The sequence below is a fragment of the Crocosphaera sp. Alani8 genome, assembly GCF_038442745.1.
GTDB lineage: Bacteria > Cyanobacteriota > Cyanobacteriia > Cyanobacteriales > Microcystaceae > Crocosphaera.
Window position 1 is genome coordinate 1 of record NZ_JARVCN010000394.1, and the last position, 2,719, is coordinate 2,719.

Here is a 2,719-nt window from a genome sequence, read left to right on the forward strand (position 1 = left end):
ATTTAGTAGGGGAATTTGCCCCATTTATCCCAGGGCTACTTAATTGGGTCTTAGACATGGATCCAGATGAAGCGACTAAGATTGTCAAAGACCCCTTTACTCACGCCCCAGGACTCCTTAAAAGTAAGCTAGAGAACCTAATTGATACGAATAGCATCGCAGGGTGGTTAAACGAGAAGGTTGTCTATGACAGTGAGATTCAAACCCAGGTAGGTTGTAAGTCACCCTTGGGAGAGTCAAAAGAGGAAATCTGGTTATATGCCAATTACTGCGATTATTGTTCATTAACAGGGGTTAATGCCGTTTCCTTGACTCGTTTCTCGTATTTACTGCTAGACCTATGTAACAACCAATTAGGTTTTCCAATTAAGAAAAGACGAGAGAATAAAGGAGCTTACATCAAGGGGTTAAAAATTCGTGACCATTTGGATGATATGCCTCCACTAATTGAAAGTATTTATACTCCCCTTTGTGATGAAGTAGTGACGGCTAAAACTCCGAGTGTAATGGCTGAAACCAGCATCAGTGATAAACTTGATGGCTATGTTGACTTTTCTGAGAGTTCAGAGAAAAAACAATCAACGGCTGTTGGTCTTCTAGAAAAGCCATCAAGGGTTGTAGAACCTCCTAAAGAAAAAATAGAAGGAACTCTAAAATACCCGTCACAGCCGTCAAGTTCAGCATCCATAACGGTTTCAGAGGAAAAACCAGCCCCCATAAGCCATCATAAAATTATTGGGAGGGGAGAATTAATAGAACGGATTGATACAGAAATGGAACGATTGGGGTGGTCAACTGCGATCGGGAAAGACTATCTAGTTAATCGATATGGGGTAAGTTCTAGGAAACGTCTAAATGATGACCAATTATTGGAGTTTTACCAAAACTTGAAGGGAGCTTCAGTGACCTCTAAAGAAACGCCCAAATATGAAGTGGGGCAGTTTTTACAGGGGTTAGTCCCGCATCCTATGGGAATGGTGAAGGTTCAAGGAACAGTGGTTGAGGAGAATGGCGATCGCTGGTTACAAGATGAGTCCGGAATCACTTATCCTTTGGCTGTAATGGAGGGGATTAAAAGAATTAATAAGTCAGAATTCAGAATGTAGAATTATACTGTTTTTAGCTTACTAGCTTCCAATTCTACATCCTAAGTTCTAAATTCTACATTTTTCTTGTCATCTGCCTTATGCCTTCCGGTTTAATTCTGTTGATGATTAATAAGGCCCCTTTCAATGGACTCGATTTCCTTCCACAACGACTCTAATTGATCGTAAGCTTTAGCGGAAGGTAATTTTCCTGCAGTATGTAAATTAGCAATAAATCCTATTTTTTGAGCAAATTCTTGTATTTTAAGGTTCAAAAATTGATTTTTATGGTCATTTTCGGTTACCAATCCATGATATGGAGAAATTGGATAAAGGAAGTCCTGTTTTATCTGGGCTAGTTTATTGTCCATAGGTTTTGTCCTTATTGAAAATCTTTACTAATAAATTTATTATCTGGTATCTACCCTTAACTTAATGTTAACCTGAAACTAATTTCAAATTTATTTATGTTGAGACTCTCAAAACAAAAATTCTTATGATCTACATTGGAATGTTAGTGCATATCGTTTACCCGAACTATGTCAAAGGAATGGAAGGGTATATTCAAGCACAAGAAAATAGCGCACGGTGGTTGGTGAGATTGAAGCAAACCCCCTTTAACCCCCAACCTGAATCCATTATTTTATCCCTTGAAGAATCAGACTTTGAAGTGATAGAACAATGAAGGTTGAAGGGAAAGTAGTTGAGGAGAACGGCGATCCGCAGAGCGGGTCTTGCCAAAGGCAAGCGCATTGGTTACAAGATGAAAATGGTTTTACCTATCCTTTAGCTGTAATGGAGGGGATTAAAGGAATTAAGAATTAAGAATTAAGAATTAAGAATTATACTGTTTTTAGCTTACTAGCTTTCAATTCTACATTCTAAGTTCTAAATTCTACATTTTTCTTGCCGTCTGCCTTCTGCCTTCGTTAAACATAGGTTAAAACAAGAATGAGCCAAGAATCCCCCAAAAAAAAGTGTGAAAACTCCATGAAAGCAACAGAAATACTCCAACAGTATGGTGAAGGAAGAAGAGATTTCTGCAATCTTAGTTTAAGAGGGCAATCTTTTCGAGGACAAAATCTTTCAGGAGCGGATTTTAGTGGATGTGATATCAGAGGGACTAATTTTAAGGGGGCTAATCTCAAAGGTACTATTTTCCATCAAGCCAAAGCCGGGCTACAAAAACGATGGGTGATTATTCTTGTTTCAATTTCTTGGTTAATTTCAGCATTTTTAGGATTCTTCTCGATTTTTAGTCCTGCATTTATAACTTACTTTTTTCGCTCAGATGCTGAAGAGATAGAGCCAATTTTAGGAATTATTCTTATTTTAGTTCTAATTTCTATCTTGATTGCCATTATTCGTCAAGGTTTAAACATAGCCGGAGCCTTAGCCTTCGCCGTAGCCGTAGCCGTAGCCATAGCCGGAGCCTTCGCCGTAGCCGGAGCCTTAGCCGTAGCCATAGCCTTCACCGTAGCCTTCGCCTTCGCCGTAGCCTTCGCCTTAGCCGTAGCCTTCGCCTTAGCCGTAGTCTTAGCCGGAGCCTTAGCCGGAGCCTTCGCCGTAGCCGGAGCCGTAGCTGGAAGTTATTTAGGATGGCGTTCTCTCAGAGGAGATCCAAGAGATAAATG

Annotated in this window: 3 protein-coding genes and 1 pseudogene; 3 read left to right on the forward strand and 1 reads right to left on the reverse strand. The window is 39.8% G+C overall.

The features are described from left to right. Nucleotides 1-1,106, forward strand: a pseudogene (locus P9B04_RS19660) (phage/plasmid primase, P4 family); the annotation flags it as partial. 92 nt (nucleotides 1,107-1,198) lie between these two features. Here P9B04_RS19660 and P9B04_RS19665 read toward each other — a convergent pair. Continuing rightward, a complete protein-coding gene (locus tag P9B04_RS19665) occupies nucleotides 1,199-1,456 on the reverse strand; it encodes a DUF7219 family protein (RefSeq protein ID WP_342056668.1) in 258 nt (85 codons plus the stop codon). 125 nt (nucleotides 1,457-1,581) lie between these two features. On the opposite strand from P9B04_RS19665, the gene P9B04_RS19670 reads away from it, so the two are divergent. Beyond that, a complete protein-coding gene (locus tag P9B04_RS19670; protein WP_342056669.1) occupies nucleotides 1,582-1,770 on the forward strand; it encodes a hypothetical protein in 189 nt (62 codons plus the stop codon). Nucleotides 1,771-2,036: 266 nt separating this feature from the next. Then, the coding region (locus P9B04_RS19675; RefSeq protein ID WP_342056670.1) for a pentapeptide repeat-containing protein at nucleotides 2,037-2,719 on the forward strand (683 nt) is incomplete at its 3' end.

Bases quoted from the DNA above. Each gene is read 5' to 3' on its own strand.
- P9B04_RS19665 (WP_342056668.1), bottom strand. From the start codon at position 1,456: ATGGACAATAAACTAGCCCAGATAAAACAGGACTTCCTTTATCCAATT.
- P9B04_RS19670 (WP_342056669.1), top strand. From the start codon at position 1,582: ATGATCTACATTGGAATGTTAGTGCATATCGTTTACCCGAACTATGTC.